The following is a 22,224-nucleotide window of genomic DNA, read 5'->3' on the forward strand; positions in this document are numbered from 1 at the left end:
CCCCGGCACCCATGAGGATGCCGGGGCCGCGGTGTCGGTGGCGTCGGTCGTCGGGGACGGCATGGCGGTCTCCTCGGGCACGGCGGAAGTGGGCACCCTGTGGTGGGTATCCGCGCGCCGCGCCCGAGCCGCGCCCAACACGCCTGCCGGCCACACGATCCCGTCGTCGGACCACTCGTTCGCCCGATCGCGGGGCGGTGACCAGAGGCCCGACCACTCGATGAGGACTCGGTCACCCGATGACGACTCGGCCACTCGACGCCGACCCCGTCACTCGATGACGGCTCGCTCACCCGATGCCGCCCCGGTCACCCAATGACGACTCGGTCACCCGATGCCGACACGGTCACCCGACGCCGACCCCGTCACTCGATGACGGCTCGCTCACCCGATGCCGACCCGGTCACCCGACGCCGACCCGGCCACCCGACGCCGACCCGGCCACCCGACGCCGACCCGGCCACCCGACGCCGACCCGGCCACCCGACGCCGACTCGGTCACTCGATGACGAGTTCCACGTCGATGTTGCCGCGGGTCGCGTTCGAGTACGGGCAGACCTGGTGCGCCTGCTCGACGAGCTTGCGGCCGGTCTCCGCGTCGACCGTGTCCGGCAGCTCGACGCGGAGGACCACCGCGAGGCCGAACCCCTCGCCCTGCTTGCCGATGGAGACCTCGGCGGTGACGGCCGCGTCGGCGACGTCCGCCTTGGCGGCCCGGCCGACCAGGCCGAGCGCGCTGCCGAAGCAGGCCGCGTAACCGGCGGCGAACAGCTGCTCGGGGTTCGAGCCCTGGCCGGTGCCGCCCATCGCCGCGGGGATGCCGAGCTGGAGGTCGATCACGCCGTCGGAGGAGACGGCGCGGCCGTCACGGCCGTGGGTGGCGGTGGCGACGGCGGTGTAGAGGGCGTCCATGAGGGGTCTGCCTCCCGGTTCGGGGTTGTGGTGACGACCAAAAGTAGAGCACACAATTCAGTTGTGCACAACTCAATCGCGGATGGCTACCCTGGAGTCATGAGCGACACCTACCTGCGTCTGGACCGCCAGATCTGCTTCTCCCTCAACGCGGCGTCGCGCGCCTTCGGCAGCGTCTACCGGGTGCTGCTCAAGGACCTGGGCCTGACCTACCCGCAGTACCTGGTCATGCTCGTGCTGTGGGAGGACGGCGAGCTGCCGGTCAAACGGCTCGGCGAGCGGCTCCGGCTCGACTCGGGCACGCTCTCGCCGCTGCTCAAGCGCCTGGAGGCGAACGGCCTGGTGCGGCGCGAGCGCAGCGCGCGCGACGAGCGCTCGGTGAACGTCGCGCTCACCGAGGAGGGCGCCGCCCTCAAGGAACGCGCGGCCGAGGTGCCGCGCCGGATCGCCGCGGCGACGGGGTTCGACCTGGCGGAGATCGACGACCTGCGGGCACGCCTGAACCAGCTGACCGAGGCACTGGACGCGGCCGCGCTCCTCCAGGACGCGTGAGCGCGGGACGAGACGCGGGCCCGGCGGGGTGTGACACACTCCGGGGTGGCAGGCTCAGGGGTGTCCGGGTTCCGTTCCGCCCTCACGGGTAAGAACACGTAAAACTCACGTCTTACCGGGCAATTATCTGAAACCTCTAAGCTGCCCGTGTGGATCGGATCGAGCCTCGCCAGGACGCCGCCCCTGTCACCGTCGTCGTGATCGGGTACGACGATGCCGCGCACGTCGCCGACGCGGTGCGCTCCGCGCTGGCTCAGGGTCCGGCCGTCGGCGAGGTCATCGCCGTCGACGACTGCTCCACCGACGGCAGCGGCGCCCTGCTCGACGCACTCGCCGCGCGCGACCCACGCCTGACAGTGGTGCGCCGCACGACCAACAGCGGCGGCTGCGGCACTCCCCGCAACGACGGCATCGCGCGCGTGTCCTCCCCCTACCTCATGTTCCTCGACAGCGACGACGTGCTGCCGCTCGGCGCGGTGGACGCGCTGCTCGGGGCCGCCGTGCAGCACCGTGCCGATGTCGCCTCCGGCCTGTGCGTGCGGCGCGAGCTGCCGTCGGGGCGCGAGGTCGAGTGGCAGCCCGAGCTGTACGCGAAGGCGTCCGTCGTCGCCCGTCCGGCCAGACGCCCGCGCCTGGTCCGCGACACGCTGTGCGTCAACAAGCTGTACCGCACGGACTTCCTGCGCGAGCACGGCGTGCGCTTCCCCGACGGGCGGTTCGTCTACGAGGACTTCGTCTTCACCGCGCGCGTGCTCGCCGCCGGGCCACGGCTCGCCCTGGTCCCCGACCGGGTCTACGTGTGGCACGTGCGGCGCGCCGCCGACCGGCTCTCGCTCTCCCTCGACCGGGCCGCCATCGACAACTGGCAGGCCCGCCTCGACGCCCACCGCCAGGCCGTGGACACCTTCCTCGACGCCTCCCAGAAGCGGCTCGCGCGCGCGGCCCGTGCCCACTTCCTGGACCACAGCCTGCGGATGTACGCGCGCGAACTCGGGCTGCGCGACGCGGAGTACCGGGCCCAGTGGTGGAAGCGCACGCGCGCTTACCTGGCCACGTTCGACACCGCCGACTTCGAGGCGGCGCCCGCGCCGGGGCGCGTCGCCGGGCGACTGGTCCTCGCCGCCGACGAGCCGCGCGACCTGCCGCGCCTCAAGGAGTTCGCCGCGCGCCCCGCCCGCCTGCTGCCCCCGTACGCGCGCGCGCCCGACGGCACGCCCGTCTGGGCGGCCGACCTTCCGCGGGTCGACCTCGAACACCTGCGGTACCGGCCGATGCGGCTGCTTCCGGTCTGCGTCGACGCGGTGCTGCGCCCGCGCGCGCACGGCACCCGGCTCGGCCTGCGCCTGCACGAGCTGTACGGGCGGGTCGCCGACGCGGGACCGCGCGCGGTCGACGTCGAGCTGGTCGACCGCCACAGCGGCGAGGTCGTGCAGCGCCGCACGGCCCGCTGGACGGCGCTCGACGAGCGGGGCCGCGACGAGCGGGACCTGTGGTCGGCATCGGTCGCGCTCGACCTGGCCGGGCTCGGACGGGCGGGCACCTGGGACATCCGGCTGCGCCTGCGGTTCGCCGACGGCAGCCACCGCGACACCACGCCGCACGCCGTCGCCCACCCGGGCGTGCTGCGCCGCAGCGCAGTGCCGAGCCTGCGCGCCGGAGTACTGCTCGTCCAGCCGTACGCCACGCACTCCGGCGCCCTCGCCGTGCGCACGGCGTCGGGGCTGCGGGGCGCCGCGTCGGTGGTGCGGCGCAAGGTGTCGCGTTTGCTTCACTGAGGTGCGGTGGAACCTCGGGCGCCGTTTGCCGTCTTTTCTTCGGGACCATCCACCGTCTCGTCCGCGAGACCGTCCACCGTCTTCCAGGAGGGGACTTCAACGACATGACCTGGCTGATCACCGGCGGGGCCGGCTACATCGGCGCGCACGTGGTGCGCGCGCTGCGCGAGGCGGGCGAGCGGGCCGTCGTCTACGACGACCTGTCCACGGGCGTGGCCGACCGGGTGCCCTCCGACGTGGAACTCGTGGTCGGCTCCACGCTCGACCGGGCCCGGCTCGACCGGACGCTGGAGCGGCACGACGTCAGCGGCGTCATCCACCTCGCCGCGAAGAAGCAGGTCGGCGAGTCGGTCGAGCAGCCGCTGCGCTACTACCGGGAGAACGTCGAGGGCCTGCGGGTGCTGCTCGCGGCGGTGACGGCGGCCGGGGTGCGGCCGTTCGTGTTCTCGTCGTCGGCGGCGGTGTACGGGATGCCGGACGCCGGGCTGGACGGGGGCCTGGTCACCGAGGAGACGCCGTGCGTGCCGATGAGCCCGTACGGCGAGACGAAGCTCGCGGGTGAGTGGCTCGTGCGGGCGGCGGGCCGCGCCGCGGGACTGGCGACGGCGTCGCTGCGCTACTTCAACGTGGCGGGCGCGGCCTCCCCCGACCTCGCCGACACCGGCGTGTTCAACCTGGTCCCGATGGTCTTCGAGCGCCTCACGGCCGGCGAGGCGCCCCGCGTCTTCGGCGACGACTACCCCACCCCGGACGGCACGTGCGTGCGTGACTACATCCACGTCGCCGACCTGGCGGAGGCCCATGTGGCGGCCGCCCACCGCCTGGCCTCGGCGGCGCCCGGCACGGACCTGACGCTCAACATCGGGCGCGGTGTGGGCGTGTCGGTCCGCGAGATGATCGACGTCATCGGCGAGGAGACCGGCCTCACCACGCCCCCCGTGGTCGACCCGCGCCGCCCCGGCGACCCCGCACGCGTGGTCGCCTCGGCCGACCGGATCGCGACGGAACTGGGGTGGACGGCCAAGCGGGACGTACGGGAGATGGTGGCGTCGGCGTGGGCGGGCTGGCCCGGCTGACGCGAAGTCAGGGGGCAGACGCGCCGTGTCGCCGGATCCGCCGACCGGGCCGGCCGGCATGCGGCTTCGGCACCGGGTGCGCGTGCGCCCGACGCCCGGCCGTGCCGGACGGCCGACGCCCGGTCACAGCGCCCTGAGGCCCGCCGCCGTCGCCGCCGCCAGCCGTTGCAGGTGGCCCTTGGGGAGTTTCGGGGAGCGTACGACCACCGCCCGCCAGTACAGCGGGCCCGAGATCAGGTCGAGCGCCAGGTCCTCGTCCAGGCCGGAGCGGAGCTCGCCGCGCGCGGCCGCCGCCCGTACGATCCCGCTCGCCACCCCGTGCTGCCCCTCGCGCAGCGCCTTCTGCATGGCCTCCGCGATCTCGGGGTTGCGGGCGGCCTCGGCCTGGAGGTCGGGGATGATCTGGCCCGCCACGGGGTGGCGCAGCGCCCGTGACGTGACCTGGTAGAGGAGGAGCAGGTCGCCCTCCAGGGAGCCGGTGTCCGGCGCGGGCAGGCCCTGGACCGCCATGGCCGAGACCAGGTCGAGGACCAGGTGGAGTTTGGAGCGCCAGCGGCGGTAGACCGCCGTCTTGCCCACTCCCGCGCGGCGTGCGATGCCCTCGATGGACATGCGCGCGTACCCGACGGCGGCCAGTTCCTCGAAGACGGCCTCGCGGATGGCTTCCGTCACGTCTTCCCGCAGGACGGCCGCCCCTGCCGGGGCCCGGCGACGCGGCGTCGGCTTGGCGGAGTCGGCGTTGGTCGCGTTGGTCGTCATACGGCAAAGCATAGTTCCGTAACGACGAAACGGTTGCGTTCCGACGTCGTTGCGTTCTACTCTCGCGTCACGACGATACGGGATCGTTCCGACGTAAACGCCTGGCAAACGCACGGTGAACCGGTCGCCGCGATCCCCGCACCTGCCCCCGAGCGAAAGCAGTGGACGTGAGTCAGGTTCTGGAGCCGCCCTCCACTCCACCGACCGCCCCCGCCCCGGGCCCCCGCCCGTACACGGAGGAGGACCCGGCCACCCTCGCCGCCCGCTACGGACTCACCGTCAGCGGCGCCCGCCCCTCGCTGCCCGCGTACGTACGGCAGCTGTGGCAGCGGCGGCACTTCATCACCGCCTTCGCCACGGCCAAGCTCACCGCGCAGTACAGCCAGGCGAAGCTCGGCCAGGTCTGGCAGGTGCTCACGCCGCTGCTGAACGCGGCCGTGTACTACTTCATCTTCGGCCAGCTCCTGGGCACCAGCAAAGGCGTGCCGGACTACATCCCCTTCCTCGTCACGGGCGTGTTCGTGTGGACGTTCACCCAGTCGTCGGTGATGGCGGGGACCCGGGCGATCTCCGGCAGCCTCGGGCTCGTGCGGGCCCTGCACTTCCCGCGCGCCGCGCTGCCCGTCTCGTACTGCCTCCAGCAACTCCAGCAGCTGCTGTTCTCGATGTGCGCGCTCGTCGTGATCCTGCTGGCGTTCGGCATCCCGCCGGCCCTGTCCTGGCTGCTCATCGTCCCGGCCCTCGTGCTGCAGTTCACCTTCAACACCGGCCTCGCCATGATCATGGCGCGGATCGGCGCGCACACCCCGGACATCTCGCAGCTGATGCCGTTCCTGCTGCGGACGTGGATGTACATGTCGGGCGTGATGTGGAGCCTGAGCAAGCTCATGAAGGGGCAGGACCACCACGGGATCGCCTACCAGCTGCTCCAGGCCAACCCCGCCGCCATCTACATCGACCTGATGCGCTTCGCGCTCATGGACAGCTTCCACGCGAGCCAGCTGCCGCCGCACGTGTGGGCGCTGGCCGCGGGCTGGGCGCTGCTCGCCGGCGCCGGCGGGTTCATCTACTTCTGGAAGGCAGAGGAGACGTACGGCCGTGGCTGACCACACCTCGAACGACCTGGTTCCGACCGTCATCGCCGACAGTGTCGACATCGTCTACCGCGTCAACGGCACCGGCTCGGGCCGCGGCACCGCGACCGCCGCGCTCAGCCGCATCGTCGGCGGCAAGAAGAAGGCCGAGAAGCGGGCGGGCGTGCGCAAGGTGCACGCCGTCAAGAACGTGTCGTTCACCGCGTACCGCGGCGAGGCCATCGGGCTCATCGGCACCAACGGATCGGGCAAGTCGACCCTGCTGAAGGCGGTGGCCGGGCTCCTTCCCGTGGAGAACGGGCGGATCTACACCGACGGGCAGCCGTCCCTGCTCGGCGTGAACGCGGCCCTCATGAACGACCTCACCGGCGAGCGCAACGTCCGGCTCGGCGGCCTGGCCATGGGAATGAGCCCCGAACAGATCCGCGACCGCTACGACGAGATCGTCGATTTCTCCGGCATCAACGAGAAGGGCGACTTCATCACGCTGCCCATGCGCACGTACTCGTCGGGCATGTCGGCGCGGCTGCGGTTCTCCATCGCCGCCGCCAAGGACCACGACGTACTCCTCATCGACGAGGCGCTCGCCACCGGTGACCGCTCCTTCCAGAAGCGGTCCGAGGAACGCATCCGCGAGCTGCGCAAGCACGCCGGCACCGTCTTCCTCGTCAGCCACAGCAACAAGTCCATCCGCGACACCTGCGACCGGGTGCTGTGGCTGGAGCGCGGCGAACTGCGCATGGACGGGCCCACGGAGGAGGTCCTCAAGCAGTACGAGGCGTTCACCGGCGGCTCCGGAGCCGGGGCCAAGGCCCCGGCCAAGCGGGCGGCATAGGACGAGACCGAGCAACCCGGAGGAGCGAAATCGCCTCTTCCGTTCCGAGTGTGCCCTGCCTCCCCCGTCCCTCACAGGGCACACTCACGTTTACCGTTTTGTCGCACCGGTGACAGGATGGTGCTTCTGAGTAGCCAGCACACAGGACAGGGAGACCACGTGCAGGCCAGGCCCGCCGGGAACGTCGAGACAGCCACCTCATCCGCCCCCACCACTCCTACCGGCCCTACCACCCCCGCCGCCCCACGGCTGAGTATCGTCGTCCACGGGCGCGACCTCCAAGGGCTGCTCGCACCCTGTCTGGAGAGCGTGACCGGGCAACTGCCGCCCGAGGTCGAGCTGGTGACCGCCGCGGTGGGCGAGAACGCGCAGGACGTCGCGGTGCGCCACGGCGGCGTCGTCGTACCGCTGCCCGACGGCACCACGGACGCCGCCGCCCGCGCCGCCGGAGCCGAGCGCGCCCGCGGCACCTGGCTGTGGTTCCTGTCCGCCAAGGACCGCCTGCTGCCCGGCGGCCCGCAGGCGATGCTCGCCCGGCTCGCCGACGTGCCCGACGAGGTGGACGTGGTCCTCGCCGACCACCTCCGCTCGACCTGGCGCGAGACCGACACGACCGGCGCCGACGCCCGGCTCCTGGCCCGCGTCGGCCGACGCGACCTGCCGATCGGCGAGGCCCCCGCCCCCGACCTGCTGCGCACGGCCCCCCTGCTCGGCAACCGAGCGCTGCGCGCCTCGTTCTGGCACGGCCGGCGAGAGCGGCTCGGCGACCCCGACGAGATGTACGCCGCCCGCGCCGCCCTGCTCCTGGCCGACCGGGTCGCCTGCCTGGAGCAGCCCGTCGTCGACGTACGGGAGCTGCGGCCCGAGAGCCTGCCGCCGGTCACCGCGCAGGAGCGGTACGCGCTCGTCGACGCCTACGAACGGCTCCAGCTGCTCATGCAGCACGAGGGCACACCGGCCGGTCCGCGCGCCGTCCTGTACGACCTGATGGCCACCGGCACCCTGCGGGTCGTGGCCCGCGAGAAGATGCCGGACGCCGTCGCCCGCGAGTTCTTCCACCGGGCGTCCGCGGCGGCCGTGCGCTGGGAACCCGAGGGCTACCGGCGCCCCGGCGGCCTCGAAGGCATCCGGCGCCGCCTGCTGGAGGACGACGCGTACACGAAGTACCGCGCCTTCCAGGCCGCCAACCACCGGCGCCGCGACGCGCGGGCCGCCCTGCGCGAGGGCAAGAAACGGGTCGGCGGCAAAGTCCGTGATCTGCGGTACCACCGCGCGCTGCGCGAGCCGGTCGACGCCAACCTCGCCGTGTTCTCCGCCTACTGGGACCGCGCGGTGGCCTGCAACCCGGGCGCGATCGCCGCGAAACTGACCGAACTCGCCCCGCACATCCGGCCGGTGTGGGTCATCTCGAAGGCCAACGAGGCGCTGCTGCCGCCCGGCACCGACCACATCGTGCCCGGCACCCGGCGCTACTGGGAGGTCATGGCGCGGGCCAAGTACCTCGTCAACAACGTCAACTTCCCCAACGCCGTCGTGAAGCGGCCGGACGCCGTCCATCTCCAGACCCACCACGGCACCCCGCTGAAGAAGATGGGGCTCGACCAGCTCGACTACCCCACCGCGGCCCAGGGTCTCGACTTCGACGCGCTGCTCGCCCGCATCGACAAGTGGGACTACAGCGTCAGCGCCAACAGCCACTCCACCCGCATGTGGGAGCACGCCTACCCGTCGCACTACGTCTCCCTCGACCACGGCTATCCGCGCAACGACGTGTACTACCGGGCCGGCGCCGCCGACATCCGCGCCGTGCGCGACCGCCTCGGCATCGCCCCCGGCCGCCGCGCGATCCTCTACGCCCCCACCCACCGCGACTACGAAGCCACCTGGACACCGCGCCTCGACCTCGCCGCGCTGACCGAACGGCTCGGCGACGACACGGTCCTGCTCGTGCGCGGCCACTACTTCTACGGCGCCGCCGCGTCCCCGCTCGCGGGCCTGCGCCGCACCGGCCGCGTCATCGACGTGTCGGCGTACGACCCGGTGGAGGAGCTGGCACTCGCCTCGGACGCGCTCATCACCGACTACTCGTCCATCATGTTCGACTACGCCAACCTCGACCGGCCCGTCATCAGTTACGCCGACGACTGGGACACCTACGCGAAGACCCGCGGCGTCTACTTCGACCTCATGGCCGAACCACCGGGACACGTCGCCCGCACCCAGGACGAGCTGACCGAACTGCTCGCCACCGACGCCTGGCGGGACGCCGCGTCCGCCAAGGCACGCGCCCACTTCCGGCGCCGCTTCTGCGAGTTCGACGACGGCCGGGCCGCCGAACGCGTCGTACGCCGCGTCTTCCTCGGCGAGCCGGAACACGCACTGCCGCCCGTGCTGCCGCTCGACGCCCGCACACCCGCCCCCACCCCCGAGGAGGCGACCGCCTGATGGCGTACACGCCCGACGTCACGGTCACCGTCATCGTGCACAACGACGCCGAGCGCCTGCCGCGCGCCGTCGCCTCCGTCCTCGCCCAGACCCACCCCAACATCGAGATCGTCATCAGCGACGACCACTCCACCGACAACACCCCCGAAGTGGCACAGGGCCTGGCGGCGTCCGACGCGCGCGTCACCTATCTGCGGCTCCCGGAGAACTCCGGCGGCTGCAGCGCCCCGCGCAACCGCGCCCTCGACATCACCTCGGCGCCGTACGTCATGTTCCTCGACAGCGACGACGAACTGACGCCCGACGCCGTCGAACTGCTGCTCGCGGCGCACCGCGACGACCCGTCGATCGACTTCGCGATGGGCGCCGTGGAGCGCATCCGCGTCGACACCGGGCGCCGCTCCACCTGGATGCCGCACCTGGTCGCCGAGCGGCGCACCGTGCCCGGCATCGAGGCCGAGCCGGGCCTGCTCTTCGAACACCTCGCCACCAGCAAGATGTACGCGCGCGCCTTCCTCGACCGGCACAAGCTGCGCTTCCCCGAGGGCATCCACTACGAGGACCAGCTCTTCTCGGCGCAGGCGTACTTCCTGGCGGCGGCGTTCACCGTCGTGCCCGAGCCGGTCTACCGCTGGTACATCGCCCCGTACGCCGCCGAGTCCGCCGCCTCCATCTCCAACCAGCGGTACAAACTGAGCAACGTGCGCGACCGCGTCCACGTGCAGGAGCTCATCGACACCTTCCTCGACCAGCGGGGCGCGAGCGCGGCGCTGCGCGAGGCCAAGGACTACAAGTTCCTCAAGCACGACTTCCGCATGTACGCGGGCGACCTGCCCTACCGCGACAACGTGTGGCTGGCCGGGTTCGCCGACATCGTCGACCCGTATCTGGACCGGCTCGCCCCCGGCGCGTACGCGAGGCTGCCGCGCGCCGAACGGGTCGTGCTGCAACTCGTCCGCGACCGCCGCCTCGACGACGCGGCGCTGGCCGCGCGCGGCCTGGGCCACGGCGTGGCGCCGCGCACCACCGTGACCGACGAGGCGGGCGCCGTCTACTGGGGCGACACGGTCCCGGACACCGAGACGGGCCGCCGCGAGCTGGACCTGAGCGACCTGGCGCTCGACTCGCGGCCGTTTCCCGGCACCCAGTTCCGGCATGAGATCCTCTCGGTCGAGCGAGGCCCGGGGCCGATCTCGGTCGACCTGCACGTACGCACGTACGATCCGGCGCTGCGGCTGCCCGTGGGACCGCAGGTCGCCTCGCTGCTGCTCGCGCCCGGACGGCGCCGGATGAGCGTGCCGTTCCGGCTCGATCCGGTGCGGCCCGGCGTCTTCGAGGGACGGGTGCGGCTCGACCTGACCCGCGCCGAACTGCCGTTGCAGGGCTTCGACGGGGTGCGCCACCCGCTGCTCCAGCTGCGCGCCCCCGAGGGCCTGCGCAACACCGGGCTTCTGCTGGCCCCGCTCGGCTTCGTCACCGTCCTCGGGCAGGCCGGGCACCACCGGATCACCGTGGAGCCGGAGGGGCGGGGCGCCGGGCGGCTCCAGGTGCGCTGGGAGCCGCTGGGCGTGACCGCACGGGTGGTGCGCCCCGCCGCCCGCCGGGTGGCACACAGTCCGGTGGGACGGCGGTTGCGCGGAGTGGCACGGCTGGTGCGTTCGCTGGCCAGGTGAGGGGGCGGGGCGGCTGCCGAGGGGCTGTTCTTGAACGGGCGCCGGGCCGTAGGGGGGGGGCGGCTGCGCCGCGCGGGCGCGACCCGTCACCGCGGCCCCGCCGGCACGAACGGCCGGGGCCTACGAACGGCCGGGGCCTACCCCACGACCCGGTACAACCGCTCGCCTCCGGGCCCCGCGGCCACCCGCTTCAGCGCCGGGTCCCCGGGCGCCAGGCCCCCGTCGCCGCGGCGGGCGACCACCCACCGCACCCGGTACCTGCGCAGCACCGCGAGCCGCTCGCCCCGCGTGGAACCGGGGGCGAAGTACCGCCGCACCGCGGCATCGCGCGCGTCCTCGTCCGGCAGGAAGAAGTCCGGGTAGCCGGGCGCCACGGTGTAGGGCCCGTACGCCGGGATCTGCCGCGCGGGCCACTGCTCGGCCATGACCACGTCCCCGTACCGCACCCACGGCGTCAGCCAGTGGAACCCGGTCCACGGCTCCCGGTACTTCGCGGCGACCGCCGACGGCAGATCGGCGCGCGGCAGCACGTACCCGAGCGTGCCCGCCTGCGTCCACGCCCCGGTGAGCAGCGCCGCGCCGAGCACCCAGCCGAACGCGACCCGCACCGTCCGCCGCGCCGCGCAGCACACCTCCAGGGCGGCGGCGACCTGCGCCGGGATCAGCACGGCGGGCAGCACCCGCCCCCACGACCAGTGACCGCTCACCCCGCCCGCCGCGAACACCGCGAGACCCAGCAGGCACATGAGCACCAGCGGATCACGCCGGTCGCGCAGCCACCGCAGCACGAGCGCGGCCCCGCCCACGACGGCGGCCAGCCAGAACCGGCCCACCAGGTCGTCGTAGAGCGGCCGGTGGATCGCCTCCAGCCCGCCGACACCGAAGAGCGAGAAGAACGAGTAGTACGGCCAGGCGCCCAGCAGGGCGAGCCCGGTCGCCAGCGCCGCCGCGAGCCGCAGCCACACCGCCCGCGCGGGCCACGGCCGCGCCCCGCACACCATCGCCGCCGCGCCCAGGGACGCGACGACTCCGGTGAACTGGTGGCTCAGCAGGATCACGGCCCACAGCACACCGACGCCGACGAAGGGCCCGACGCCGCTCGCCCGCGCCAGGGCGCGCCGCAGCAGCGCCCACAGCCAGAAGGACGCCCCGAGCGCGAACGTGCTGGGGTACGACACCGTCAGGGCGAGGGAGTGCAGGCCCGTGAGCCCGCTCCAGTCGAACAGCGTGGTCCCCCACAGGAACACCAGGCACAGCAGTACGAGCGCGCTCGCCACGGGCCGCCGCGCCGCCTGCCCCGCGAACTGCGCCGCGAACGTCCCGACGAACATCCACACGCCCGACACGAGCACCGTGAGCGACATCAGCGCCGCGATCCGCAGCACCACGAAGACACTCAGGCCGGTCACCTTCGCCAGGGCGCCGAGCAGCAGCATCCACGGCGAGTTGTACGGGCTCGGCGTGCCGGAGTCGACCAGCGGGTCACCGGGGTGGAGCAGATCGTGCCGCAGGCGCTGGATCGTGGCGGCGTGCACGCCCAGATCGCCGGCCCACGGCAGCCGCAGGACGACACCGGCCATGAGGACGAGCAGCAGCACCGCGCACACGCCGGCCAGAACCCCGGCGACGGTGGCACGCGGCGTGGCGCGGGCGGAGGGCGGCGCGGTGGTCGCTCGTGCCATCAGCCGCGGGAACGGGCACGTGCCGAACGGGCGCGCAACTTCCACGGCATGGCCACCGACTCCAGCTGCACCATCAGGTCCATCTTCGACTCGCCCGCGGTGCGGTCCTCGAAGTGGATGGGCACCTCCATGACGCCGTACCCGCGGCGCACCGCCCGGTACTTCATCTCCACCTGGAAGCTGTAGCCCGCGCTGTCGACGGAGGCCAGGTCGATGGCGCGCAGCGCGTCCTCGCGCCACAGGTTGAAGCCGCCGGTGATGTCACGCACCCGGGTGCCGAGGATCGTGCCCGCGTAGGTGTTGGCCCAGCGCGACAGGAGGCGGCGGTGCGGGCCCCACGCGGCGGACAGGGTGCCGCCCTGCACGTAACGGCTGCCGATGGTGACGCCCGCGCCGGTGGCCAGGGCGACACCGAGCATCTGGGGGATCTTGTCCACGGGGTGGCTGCCGTCGGCGTCCATCTGCAGCACGTAGTGCGCGCCGTCGGCGACGGCCTGCGCCATACCGGCCGCGTAGGCGCGGCCGAGGCCCTCCTTGCCCGCGCGGTGCAGCACGCCCATACGGGTGTCGCCGTACGTGCGGGCGTGCTCGTCGGCGATGTCGCCGGTGCCGTCGGGGCTGGAGTCGTCGACCACCAGCAGGCGCAGGCCCGGCAGGGGCAGGCCCATCAGCCGCTCGGCCATCCCGGGCAGGTTCTCCGCCTCGTTGTACGTCGGCATCACGACCGTGAGCGGCGTCGCGGCCCAGTCGTCGGGCAGTGCGACCGCGTGCTGCTCGGTCGGCTTCGCCTCCGGCATCGGCTCTCCCTGATCCGTCGGGCAATCAGGTCCACTTTAGACGGAATACCCGACTAAGCATCACATGCTGAATCTCATGGCCCGTCCGCGTACGCCGGGCAACGCGACCATCCTGCGCCCCGTCAGACAGAAAAGGGGCAGCGGCGAGCAAGGAGACGGTAAGAGCATGCGAGGGCGCCCCCGGCCGGACCGCATCCGGCCCGAGGGCGCCCTCGCGTGTCGGGCGTCCGGCGCCCGGCCCGCTACGAGTGCGTACGCAGCAGCGTGCGCATCGTCCGCATCGCCACGGACAGATTGGCCAGGTCGAACGCGTCGGACCCCTGGATCTCGTCGAGCGTCGTGCGCGCCCGGCTCAGGATCGCCGCGTTCTTCTCCTCCCACGCCTTGAACCGCTGCTCGGGCGTCGACGTCCCGTTCCCCGCGGCCAGCACGTCCGCCGTGAGCGCGGCGTGCGCCGCGTACAGGTCCTCGCGGATGGAGACGCGGGCCATGGACTGCCAGCGGTCAGCGCGCGGCAGCTCGATGATGCGGTCCATCAGCTGGCTGATGGAGAGCCGGTCGGCCAGGTCGTAGTAGACCTCGGCGACCGACAGCGCGTCCTTGCCGGTGCGGTCGGAGATCGCCACGATGTCGAGCGCGGGGAAGACGGACGAGAACCCGGCGACCTGCTGCGCCAGCTCCTCGGGCACCCCGGCCACGGTCAGCTCGTCGAAGATCGACTGGTACCACTCGGCGTCCGCGCCCTTGAGCATCTTCGACAGGGCCGACCACACCTCGGCGACGCCGTCCTTGAAGAAGGCGACCGTGTCCGCCAGCTGCAGCGGCTGCGGCCGGTTGTTGAGCAGCCAGCGGGTGCCGCGCTCGACCAGCCGCCGCGAGTGCAGCCGGATACGGGTCTGCACGTCGTCGGCGACCGTGTTGTCGAGCGCCTCGACCGCGTCCCACACGTCACCGAGCCCGAAGATCTCCCGGGCGGCCATCTGCGCCCGCACGATCTCCTCCAGGGAGGCGCCGGTCTCCTCACGCATGCGGTGCAGGAAGGTGCAGCCACCGGTGTTGACCGTGTCGTTGACGAGGACCGTGGTGATGATCTCGCGGTGCAGGGCGTGCGCGTCGATGGCGTCCGCGTACTTGTCGCGCAGCGCGTGCGGGAAGTACGCGTGCAGCAGCCGCCGCAGGTACGGGTCGTCGGGCAGGTCCGTCTTGATGAGCTCCTCGGACGCGGTGATCTTCGTGTACGCGAGGAGGACGGCGAGCTCCGGCTGGGTCATGCCGCGCCCGGAGTTGAGCAGTTCCCGGATCTGCCGGTCGGTGGGCAGGAACTCCAGGGACCGGTCGAGGTGGCCCTGCTTGCCCAGGCGGCGCATGAACCGCTGGTGGGCATGGAGCAGCGACGGGGCCTGCGCGAGGGAGTTGGCCAGGGCGACGTTCTGCGCGTAGTTGTTGCGCAGCACCAGTCGGCCGACCTCGTCGGTCATGGCGGCGAGCAGCTTGTTGCGCTGCTTGACGGTCATGTCGCCGTCGGCCACCAGGCCGTTGAGCAGGATCTTGATGTTCACCTCGACGTCGGAGGTGTTGACGCCCGCGCTGTTGTCGATGGCGTCGGTGTTGACCTTGCCGCCGGAGCGGGCGAACTCGATGCGGCCGAGCTGGGTGGCGCCGAGGTTGCCGCCCTCGCCGATGACCTTGGCGCGGACGTCCTTGCCGTCGACGCGGATGGCGTCGTTGGCCTTGTCGCCGACGTCCGCGTTCGACTCGACGGACGACTTCACGTAGGTGCCGATGCCGCCGTTCCACAGCAGGTCGACCGGGGCCTGCAGGATGGTCTTCATCAGTTCGGCCGGGGTCATCTTCGCCTGGCCGGACTCGATGCCGAGGGCCTCGCGGATGTGCGCGTTGAGCGGGATGGCCTTGGCGGAGCGCGAGAAGACGCCGCCGCCGGACGAGATCAGCTCCTTGTTGTAGTCGGCCCACGACGAGCGCGGCAGCTCGAACATGCGGCGGCGCTCGGCGTAGGAGGTGGCCGCGTCCGGGTTCGGGTCGATGAAGATGTGCCGGTGGTCGAAGGCGGCGACCAGGCGGATGTGCTCGCTGAGCAGCATCCCGTTGCCGAACACGTCGCCACTCATGTCGCCGACGCCGACGACGGTGAAGTCCTCGGTCTGCGTGTCGACGCCCAGCTCACGGAAGTGCCGCTTGACCGACTCCCAGGCGCCGCGGGCGGTGATGCCCATCGCCTTGTGGTCGTAACCGGCCGAGCCGCCGGAGGCGAACGCGTCGCCGAGCCAGAAGTCGTAGCTGCCCGCGACCTCGTTGGCGATGTCGGAGAACGTCGCCGTGCCCTTGTCGGCCGCGACCACCAGGTAGGTGTCGTCGCCGTCGTGGCGCACCACGTCGGCCGGGGGCACGACCTCACCGGCGACGAGGTTGTCGGTGATGTCGAGCAGCGCGGAGATGAACGTCTTGTACGAGGCGATGCCCTCGGCCAGCCACGCGTCCCGGTCCACCGACGGGTCGGGCAGCTGCTTGGCGACGAAACCGCCCTTGGCGCCGACCGGCACGATGACGGTGTTCTTCACCATCTGCGCCTTGACCAGACCGAGAATCTCGGTGCGGAAGTCCTCACGCCGGTCGGACCAGCGCAGACCGCCGCGCGCGACCTTGCCGAACCTGAGGTGCACACCCTCGACGCGCGGCGAGTACACCCAGATCTCGTAGGCGGGCCGCGGCTCGGGCAGCTCCGGGATGGCCTGCGGGTCGAGCTTCATGGAGACGTACGAGTGGGGCTCGCCGCTCTCGGTGCGCTGGAAGTAGTTGGTGCGCAGCGTCGCCTTGATGACGGTGAGGAACGACCGCAGGATGCGGTCCTCGTCGAGCGAGGCGACCTGGTCGAGCGCCCCGTCGAGCTCCTCGATCAGACCGTCGACGATCTCGGTCCCGGCGCGCTGCCGGTCCGGCGAGAGCCGCGCCTCGAAGAGCGAGACGAGCAGCCGGGTGGTGTGGACGTTGTTGCGGAGGGTGTCCTCCATGTAGTCCTGGCTGAACGTCGCGCCCGCCTGACGCAGGTACTTCGCGTAGGCGCGCAGCACCATCGCCTGGCGCCAGTTCAGCCCGGCGCGCAGCACCAGGGAACTGAAGCCGTCGTTCTCCGCGGCCCCGGTCCAGGCGGCGGAGAACGCCTCCTGGAAGCGCTCACGGCCGTCCGCGCCCAGCTCTTCGCCATGGGTGGCGGCCTTGGGCATGCGCAGGCCGAAGTCGTAGATCCACGCGGTCGTCCGGTCGCTGCAGCGCAGCTCGTACGGGCGCTCGTCGGTCACCTCGACGCCGAGCTTCTGCAGCACCGGCAGGACGGCCGAGAGGGAGACCGGGGGGCCGACGCGGTAGATCTTGAAGCGGCGCTCGTCGGCGGCCGCGCCCACCGGCTCGTACAGGGAGAGCGCGAAGTCCTGCCCCTCCTTGCCCTTGCCGAGCTGCTCAAGATGGACTAGGTCGGCGACGGCGGCGCGCGGCGTGTGGTCGGCCTTGTAGCCCTCGGGGAACGCCTGGTTGTAGCGGCGCAGCAGTTCCGCGGCGCGCTCCTCGCCGAGCTCGGCGTTGAGTGCCTCGCCGAAGCCGTCGGCCCAGGAGCGGGCGGCCTCCACCAGGCGGGCCTCGATGCGGTCCTTGTCGGCGTCGGACAGTTCCGGCAGCTCGGTGCCCTGCGGGACGCGGACGACGAAGTGCAGCCGGGACAGGATCGACTCGGTGTTCCAGGCGGTGAAGTCGACGCTGGTGCCGCCGAGCTCCTCCTTGAGGATGTCGATGATCCGAAGGCGCACACCGGTGGTGTAGCGGTCGCGCGGCAGGTAGACGAGGGCCGAGTAGTAGCGTCCGTACTCGTCCTGGCGCAGGTAGAGCCGCAGTCGGCGGCGCTCTTGCAGGTAGAGCACCGAGGTGACGATGGAGCGCAGTTCGTCGGCGGGCGTCTGGAACAGCTCGTCGCGCGGGTAGGTCTCCAGGATCTGCAGCAGGTCGCGCCCGTCGTGGCTGCTGGGCGCGAAGCCCGCGCCCTCCAGCACCTCGGCGACCTTGCGGCGGATGACGGGCACACGGCGCACGGACTCGGTGTACGCGGCGGAGGAGAAGAGCCCGAGGAAGCGGCGCTCGCCCACCACGTTCCCGTCCGCGTCGAACTTCTTGACGCCGACGTAGTCGAGGTAGCTGGGCCGGTGCACGGTGGCGCGGCTGTTCGCCTTGGTCAGTACGAGCAGGCGGTGCTCGCGGGCCTTGGCGCGGGCGTCGGCGGGCAGCCGGTTGAAGGACGGCGAGACGGGGTGGTGGTCCTCGCCCTCGTGCTGCGGGTCGGAGCGCAGGATGCCGAGACCTGTTCCGGCGACGGCGGAGAGCGAGTCACCGTCGACGAGGTCGTACTCGCGGTAGCCGAGGAACGTGAAGTGGTCGGCGGAGAGCCAGCGCAGCAGCTCACGGGCCTCTTCGATTTCCTGCTCGCTCAGGTCGGCGGCGGTCGGCTCGTTCGGCAGCTCGTCGGCGATGCGCAGCGCGGCCTCGCGCATCTTCTCCCAGTCCTCGACGGCCTCCCGCACGTCGGACAGGACGCGCAGCAGATCGGCGGTCATCTGCTTGAGGTCAAAGCGGTCGGTCTCGCGGTCGGTCTCCACGTGGATCCACGACTCGGTGAGCACGTCGTGGCCCTTGGCGAGGGCGCCGTCCGGCAGCACTTCGAGGAGCTTGCCGGTGACGTCGCGGCGGACCCTGACCTGCGGGTGGATGACGACGTGGATGCCGCGGCCCTGGCGGGACAGCTCGTTGGTCACCGAGTCCACGAGGAACGGCATGTCATCGGTGACGACCTCGACGACGGAGTGGCTGCACGTCCAGCCGTTCTCCTCGACGGTCGGCGTGTGCACCTTGACGTTCGCGGTGCCCTGCGGACGGTTCTCGGCCAGTCGGTAGTGCGAGTAGGCGGCGCCGAAGATGTCGACCGGGTCGCGGTCGGCGAAGTCCTCCGGCGCGGTGTGCAGGTAGTAGTGCTGGAGGAACGCGAGCACGGAGTCCTGGTCGGGTGTGCCCTCGCCCGATGCCCCGGTCGGAAGGTACCCCCCGACCGGGCTGTTCTCAGCTACCCGGGCGGCCCGCGCGAGCAGCTCGGTCTTGGCTTCGTCCAGCTTGGTCTGCATTGTCCTCTGGCTCCTGTCGCGCGCCGTTGCGTGACGTAGACGTGGCATGGGTGGATCGCTCGACGTAACGCCGCGACGCGGGGTCTCCGGTCTGCGTCGACGTTATGCCGGAATGAGAGAAGAGCGGACGGAAATACTGCTTTTTCACCATGTTGTCTGTGGCGACCGTGTCGACCGTCCGCGGGAAACGATCAGCGGTCGAGCGCCGGGTCCGGCCGTCGTGACGGGCCGTGTGTCCCCGGCGCGGGCAGGGGGCGACGATGCCCCCGCGACATATCGCGCTGATCACGGGACAAGGCTATCGCTCCCGGCGGTCACCGTTCTTGTGCCAGTTGCCACAAAACCAGCCATGGGACTGTGACATCTGTATGAGTGTGCGCGCGGCCCTCTTGCGGCTATGCCGCATCGGGTCCACGTTCGAACCAGGGGTTCTCGTCCGTACGCGGACGTGATCGACCGCCTCACCGCGAGAAAGGGAGCTTGAGGACGATGGCACCGACGACGGCACCGAGTGCGGCACCAAGCATCCTGATCGTGACCGGCGACGCGGCGGAGTCGCTAGAGGTCCTCTACCCGTACCAGCGGTTGCGCGAGGAGGGCTACGAGGTCGACATCGCGGCCCCCACCCGCAAGCGGCTGCGGTTCGTCGTACACGACTTCGAACCGGGCTACGACACCTACACCGAGAAACCCGGCTACACGTGGCCCGCCGATCTCGCCTTCTCCGAAGTCGACCCCGGCCGGTACGCCGCTCTGGTGATCCCCGGGGGCCGCGCTCCCGAGTATCTGCGCGGCGACGGTGAACTCCGCAAGATCGTGAAGACCTTCTTCGACACGGACAAGCCCGTCGCCCAGATCTGCCACGGCCCGCTGCTGACGGCCTCGGTCGACGCGCTGCGCGGCAGGCGCGTCACGGCGTACCCGGCGCTCGAACCGGACATGGTGGCCGCCGGCGCCGACTTCCAGGACGCGGAGGCGGTGGTCGACTCCGCCCTGGTCTCCGCCCGCGCCTGGCCGGACCACTCGGCCTGGATGCGCGCGTTCCTGGCGGTGTTGCGCGCGAAGGCGCCGGTGGCCTGAGCGCTCCGCGCACCGCCGGCCCCCGTGTCGCGCACTGCCCGAAGTCGCATCATGTCTCGTCCCCCGTCACATCGCGTCTGTCGCTTCAGCTCTCGCATCACAGAGTACGCGGGTGGAGACAGAGCGTGACCGAGCCTGTGGAGAAACGTTCCTCCGGCCCGTTTTCCACAGTTTTCCTCGGCATTCACCTACGGAGCGAAGCGGGCGCCGCCGACGCCGGTCACATCGCGGCGGCGATCCGTACCGCCTCGCCGAGCGTGTCCACGACCGGTGCGCCCGCGCCCTCCAGGCTGGCTCGGCTGTGTGAGCCGCCGGTGTACAGGACGGCTCGCGCGCCCGCGTGGCGCGCGGCCACCGCGTCGTCCGCCGCGTCACCGATGACGACGGTCCGCTCGGGCGCCACCCCGTCGAGCGCCGCGAGGTGACGCACCATGTGCTCGGCCTTGCTGCCCCCGGACGGGCCGGTGCGCCCGTCGACCCGTACGAACCGCTCGGCGATCCCGAACCGGCGCACCATCGGCACGAGCCCGTCGTGCTCGTACATGCTCAGGATCGACTGGCTGCCGCCCGCCTCCTGCCAGTCGGCGAGCAGCGGCTCCACTCCGTCGGCGAGCGCACACGCAGCGGCATGTCGCGCGTAGTACCGGTGGAAGAGGCCGTCCATCCGCTCCCATTCGGCGTCGGTGGGCAGCCGCCCCATCAGCCGCTCGTAGAACTTGGGGACCGGCACGCAGTACAGCTCCCGGTACCGCTCCAGCGTGATCGGTTCGAGGCCGACCTCGGCGAACGCGGCGTTGGTGGCACGGATGATCGCGTCGTTGTCGTGGAAGAGCGTCCCGTTCCAGTCCCAGACGATGTGCGCGGCTATGTGCTTCCCCATGACCAGCAACGTACCCGCCCGCACCGACAGCGCGGCAACCCGACCACGCCCCCGGACGGCGTCAGCGGTCGAGCCCGCCCACGAGATTCGGGATCTCCTGCGTGGCGAACCAGAGCAGTTCGTGATCCTCGGCCCCGTCGACGATGAACTGCGCGTCGTCGTCCCCGTGGTCCGCGGCGCCGAGCGCGTCGGCGGCGGCCGTGACGTCGGCATCGGCGTCGTCCGCGTCCACGTGCACCGCCGCGGCCTTGGCCAGCCGCACCGCCTCACGCACCGACACCTCGCCGAGCGCCGCGGGGTCGAGCCCGCGGTCGGGGTCCGCGACGGCCTGCCGGTCGGGCACGTCCACGGCGACCACCACCCGGCGCCGCGGGGCGTCCGGCTCCCCGGCCAGCATGCGCAGCGAGGCGAGCGCGGCCCGGTTCAGCGCCGCGTACTCCAGCTCCTCGATGTCGTCGGAGAGGTACCACTCACGCAGCGCGGGCGTCACGGCGAACGCGGTCAGCGGCGCCGGGCCCAGTTCGCCCGACTTGTACGCCTCTGCGAGTCGAGGCAGGGACAGAGGTACGTACACACGCATGACCGGCCGCTTTCGTAGTCGAGGGCCTTCAGGATACGTGTGGCGTCCCCCTTCGGACCGCCGCCCGCACCCGCTCCCGGCGTCAGCCGCCGTCCGCCGCTTCACCCGGCCCCGCCCTTGTCCCGCCTGAGCCGACCTCCGCCCGGTCACCCGGATAAGTGAATCCTCCCGCCCCTCCCGGCGCCGCTGCGGGTTCTTGCGACCCGCCTTCCGCCCCCGTACAAGATTCCCCAGAAGTTACCGACTGGTATTCGACGGTACGGCCACCAGACACCGAACGGGGAGAACCATGACGTCCACGGACGAGAAGACGAACCGGGGAACCGGCGCGGAGGCGGACCGGGGAACCGGCGCGGAAGCGGACCGGCTGACGGGCGGGGCACCGGTTCTGCGCAAGGTCATGGGCACGCCCCGGCGGCGGCGCCCCGACCGGCCGCCGGGCCGCCGCGACCCGCGCGGTCCGGGAGGTCCGGGAGGTCCGGGAGGTCCGGGAGGCCGGTCGGGCCAGAAGGCGCCGCGCGTGCCGCCCCGCAGGCCGCCGACGCCCCAGGAACAGTTCACCCAGCGGCTGCTCCTGATGCTCAGCGGCCGCCGCCCGGTCCACTGGGCCTCCCGGCACTTCGCCGGCTATCTCTACGACCACCTGGTGCGGCTCGCGGAGTCGCGCCCGCTGGGCCGCCCCGGCGGCCGCGACCCCGTCGTCCTGGGCATCGGCCACTACGAGCCCGCGCCCGGCGTCTTGGAGGTCTTCGCCCGGGTCGGAACCGGTCACAGGCTCCACGCCCTGGCCTTCCGCCTCCACCGCCGCGCGGACAACCGCTGGCTGTGCACGGCCCTGGAAACGGCCACGGTCCGCGCCCGGGGCCCGGAAGACGACGACTGACCGGAAGGACGTCGAGTGACCGGC

Annotated in this window: 16 protein-coding genes; 9 read left to right on the forward strand and 7 right to left on the reverse strand. The window is 72.0% G+C overall.

Annotated features, from left to right (window positions below):
- Window positions 1–498: 498 nt before the first annotated feature.
- Window positions 499–912 carry an organic hydroperoxide resistance protein gene (locus OFY01_RS26915; protein WP_266604173.1) on the reverse strand — a complete coding sequence of 138 codons (414 nt, stop codon included), beginning with the start codon at window positions 910–912 and terminating at the stop codon, window positions 499–501.
- A 99-nt stretch (window positions 913–1,011) separates the two neighbouring features.
- Here OFY01_RS26915 and OFY01_RS26920 point away from each other — a divergent pair, with 99 nt between their 5' ends.
- From OFY01_RS26920 to galE, 3 genes are all read left to right on the forward strand, one after another.
- Window positions 1,012–1,464, forward strand: a complete 453-nt coding sequence (locus tag OFY01_RS26920; protein ID WP_266604175.1) for a MarR family winged helix-turn-helix transcriptional regulator — start codon at window positions 1,012–1,014, stop codon at window positions 1,462–1,464.
- A gap of 149 nt (window positions 1,465–1,613) precedes the next feature.
- Window positions 1,614–3,239 carry a glycosyltransferase family 2 protein gene (locus tag OFY01_RS26925; RefSeq protein WP_407700429.1) on the forward strand — a complete coding sequence of 542 codons (1,626 nt, stop codon included), beginning with the start codon at window positions 1,614–1,616 and terminating at the stop codon, window positions 3,237–3,239.
- 104 nt (window positions 3,240–3,343) lie between these two features.
- Window positions 3,344–4,315, forward strand: coding sequence for a UDP-glucose 4-epimerase GalE (gene galE, locus OFY01_RS26930; RefSeq protein ID WP_266604177.1), 972 nt, complete (start codon window positions 3,344–3,346; stop codon window positions 4,313–4,315).
- Between the two features lie 123 nt (window positions 4,316–4,438).
- Here galE and OFY01_RS26935 read toward each other — a convergent pair whose 3' ends face one another.
- Window positions 4,439–5,074 (reverse strand): TetR/AcrR family transcriptional regulator, encoded by a 636-nt coding sequence (locus OFY01_RS26935; protein ID WP_266604178.1) that lies wholly within the window; start codon window positions 5,072–5,074, stop codon window positions 4,439–4,441.
- 167 nt (window positions 5,075–5,241) lie between these two features.
- On the opposite strand from OFY01_RS26935, the gene OFY01_RS26940 reads away from it, so the two are divergent.
- The 4 genes from OFY01_RS26940 to OFY01_RS26955 all read left to right on the forward strand — a co-directional run bounded on the left by OFY01_RS26940 (window position 5,242) and on the right by OFY01_RS26955 (window position 11,121).
- On the forward strand, window positions 5,242–6,180 hold the full coding sequence (locus tag OFY01_RS26940) for an ABC transporter permease (protein WP_266604180.1): 939 nt from the start codon (window positions 5,242–5,244) through the stop codon (window positions 6,178–6,180).
- Window positions 6,173–7,003, forward strand: coding sequence for an ABC transporter ATP-binding protein (locus OFY01_RS26945; protein ID WP_266604182.1), 831 nt, complete (start codon window positions 6,173–6,175; stop codon window positions 7,001–7,003). Before OFY01_RS26940 ends, OFY01_RS26945 begins: the two co-directional genes overlap by 8 nt.
- A 249-nt stretch (window positions 7,004–7,252) precedes the next feature.
- Window positions 7,253–9,448: a CDP-glycerol glycerophosphotransferase family protein gene (locus OFY01_RS26950; RefSeq protein WP_266604209.1), complete on the forward strand. Its 2,196-nt coding sequence runs from the start codon at window positions 7,253–7,255 to the stop codon at window positions 9,446–9,448.
- The gene (locus tag OFY01_RS26955) at window positions 9,448–11,121 is read left to right on the forward strand and encodes a glycosyltransferase family 2 protein (RefSeq protein WP_266604184.1); all 1,674 of its coding nucleotides are present in this window, start codon (window positions 9,448–9,450) and stop codon (window positions 11,119–11,121) included. Before OFY01_RS26950 ends, OFY01_RS26955 begins: the two co-directional genes overlap by 1 nt.
- Before the next feature lie 137 nt (window positions 11,122–11,258).
- On the opposite strand, the gene OFY01_RS26960 is transcribed toward OFY01_RS26955, so the two are convergent.
- The 3 genes from OFY01_RS26960 to OFY01_RS26970 form a co-directional block, all read right to left on the reverse strand.
- The gene (locus tag OFY01_RS26960) at window positions 11,259–12,803 is read right to left on the reverse strand and encodes a hypothetical protein (RefSeq protein WP_407700430.1); all 1,545 of its coding nucleotides are present in this window, start codon (window positions 12,801–12,803) and stop codon (window positions 11,259–11,261) included.
- A complete protein-coding gene (locus OFY01_RS26965) occupies window positions 12,803–13,600 on the reverse strand; it encodes a polyprenol monophosphomannose synthase (protein WP_266604186.1) in 798 nt (265 codons plus the stop codon). Before OFY01_RS26965 ends, OFY01_RS26960 begins: the two co-directional genes overlap by 1 nt.
- A gap of 242 nt (window positions 13,601–13,842) precedes the next feature.
- Entirely contained in the window at window positions 13,843–18,777 is a 4,935-nt protein-coding gene (locus tag OFY01_RS26970) for an NAD-glutamate dehydrogenase (protein ID WP_266604188.1), read from the reverse strand.
- A gap of 489 nt (window positions 18,778–19,266) precedes the next feature.
- Between OFY01_RS26970 and OFY01_RS26975 the strand changes: the two genes are divergently transcribed.
- On the forward strand, window positions 19,267–19,857 hold the full coding sequence (locus tag OFY01_RS26975; protein ID WP_266604190.1) for a DJ-1/PfpI family protein: 591 nt from the start codon (window positions 19,267–19,269) through the stop codon (window positions 19,855–19,857).
- 220 nt (window positions 19,858–20,077) lie between these two features.
- Here OFY01_RS26975 and OFY01_RS26980 read toward each other — a convergent pair whose 3' ends face one another.
- Both OFY01_RS26980 and OFY01_RS26985 read right to left on the reverse strand, forming a co-directional pair.
- Window positions 20,078–20,737 carry an HAD family hydrolase gene (locus OFY01_RS26980; RefSeq protein WP_266604192.1) on the reverse strand — a complete coding sequence of 220 codons (660 nt, stop codon included), beginning with the start codon at window positions 20,735–20,737 and terminating at the stop codon, window positions 20,078–20,080.
- A gap of 61 nt (window positions 20,738–20,798) precedes the next feature.
- Window positions 20,799–21,317, reverse strand: a complete 519-nt coding sequence (locus OFY01_RS26985) for a DUF6912 family protein (RefSeq protein WP_266604194.1) — start codon at window positions 21,315–21,317, stop codon at window positions 20,799–20,801.
- Between the two features lie 289 nt (window positions 21,318–21,606).
- Here OFY01_RS26985 and OFY01_RS26990 point away from each other — a divergent pair, with 289 nt between their 5' ends.
- Window positions 21,607–22,200: an Rv3235 family protein gene (locus tag OFY01_RS26990; RefSeq protein ID WP_266604196.1), complete on the forward strand. Its 594-nt coding sequence runs from the start codon at window positions 21,607–21,609 to the stop codon at window positions 22,198–22,200.
- Window positions 22,201–22,224: the final 24 nt, after the last annotated feature.

The organism is Streptomyces beihaiensis, assembly GCF_026274175.1.
Taxonomy (GTDB): domain Bacteria; phylum Actinomycetota; class Actinomycetes; order Streptomycetales; family Streptomycetaceae; genus Streptomyces; species Streptomyces beihaiensis.